The 1,708-nt window shown below is 45.9% G+C and carries 2 protein-coding genes; both read left to right on the top strand.

What is annotated here, in order from left to right; translation table 11 throughout:
• The coding region (locus DEO45_RS16320; RefSeq protein WP_147269717.1) for an RHS repeat-associated core domain-containing protein at nucleotides 1-809 on the top strand (809 nt) is incomplete at its 5' end.
• Entirely contained in the window at nucleotides 806-1,543 is a 738-nt protein-coding gene (locus tag DEO45_RS16555) for a hypothetical protein (protein ID WP_147269716.1), read from the top strand. The genes DEO45_RS16320 and DEO45_RS16555, both read left to right, overlap by 4 nt.
• The last annotated feature ends 165 nt before the right edge of the window (nucleotides 1,544-1,708 follow it).

The raw sequence follows: 1,708 nt of genomic DNA, 5'->3' as shown, positions 1-1,708 counted from the left end.
CAGCGCCGAACGGGCCGGGGTATACGGGGCATGTGAACGACCCGGATACCGGGTTCGTGTACATGCAGGCGCGGTATTACGATCCGGCGGTGGGACGGTTCATCAGTACGGATCCGGTGGGGCCGGGTGTGGGGAATGCGTTTAACTTCAACCGGTATGGGTATGCGAATAACAATCCGATTGTGAATATGGATCCGGATGGGCGGTGTACGGGGTCGCTTTTTTGTGACACTGGTCCTTCGAGCAAATTGCCAGGTGTTGTTGGGTCGGGCTACACAACGTTTGTGAATCCTAGTGGAAGTGAGGGTGGTGGTGGGAGTGTTAACCGAGTTGCAGCTGCTATTAGGGGAAATGCTCAGAATTCATCAAAAACTCCAACTCATGCTTCCACATCGCAACGTATTGCGGGGGTTGCGGCGAACGAGCCGGATTCACGAAGCGTACACCTAAACCAGTCCTTAAGAACTGTTACTGGAAATCCTAATGCTCCAAATGTGCGGCCGGACATTACTATCGTTAAAAACAACGGTAATATTGACCTAGTTGAGGTTAGGTCGGCAGGGCAAACGCCAGCAGAACTACAATTAAAAATGGCAGCCGCACGCGCTGGTTTGGGTGTTCCGGGACAAAACATACTGGTAGAGCCAGATGTGCCCGGTATGCGAGTTGGTGCGTTCGGAGCTTTCGGTGTATTTGAAATGATCTTTCACGAATACGTAAACCATGTAGTTGAAGAGAGAGAAAAAGCCAAAATGAGTCCGGAAGACCACGAGTGGTTGAGGGAATGTCAGGGGCGGAACTGCACATGAATAAAAATTACGTGTACTTATCATTACTTGATTGGTCTGAAAACATCTCTGTTGAGGCTATATTGAATGCAATCAACGAGGTGTTCCCAGGCTTTATGGGTGACCTAGAAGTTGGGCGTATTTCGATTGCGGGAAGAGTAAGGAAATTTAAGACAAGCTTTATTAAACATTATGATGAAGCGCGTCAATGTGATTATTTAGAATGGTTCGGTGGAGTAAAATCAAAAAATGACCCGGCATCTAACTGGAGTTCTTATTTAATGATTAGATGTCATGAGAATCGAGAGCTTTTGCTATGTAAGGATGGTGGAAATGTCTCATTTGATGCTTTCGTTTTACTTCTTACGAAGATCGCATCTATAGGAAATATTGGCTATGGGTATGCGTCCATAAGTAATTTTGGCACAGGCATCGTGTACGATGCGATGGGAATAACTAATGGCTACCCAACGAATGAGTGCCAAAAAGCAGCAGCAGAAAAGTCTTCGCGATGGTTTATGGAAAAAATCTCCATGGGTGGCAGGCCGGCGCGCAGGAGATATCTTACAGGTATGTATAAAGACGTATATGAAATCAATGTGCTTAATGCTACACACATAAAAAATGAGAGTGAAGCATTAACGGGAGTTGGCGAAATAATTCGCCTTAATAGTAAGAGTTACTTGTGGCTCGTAAAAGAAGCTGATCTTTTATATGCGCGAAGGAAACTTGATGAGTTAAAATTAATTATTTAATTAAGCTAATTCTATGAATTGAGTCAGTCACCGAGAAAAAAGAGACTTCGTCTCCTTGCGGCATCGAGGGCCATGATAGTGTTGCGAAATATCCGTCAGACGTGCAAGCCAGCGGAGCCACCAGCTGGGGTACCAGTGGTCGCAGCAATGGCACCTATGGTTATC

It is taken from the genome of Rhodanobacter denitrificans (assembly GCF_003335105.1).
GTDB lineage: Bacteria > Pseudomonadota > Gammaproteobacteria > Xanthomonadales > Rhodanobacteraceae > Rhodanobacter > Rhodanobacter denitrificans_A.
The sequence above is the reverse complement of the archived record's forward strand: the minus strand, read 5'-3'. Positions and strand labels throughout refer to the sequence as shown.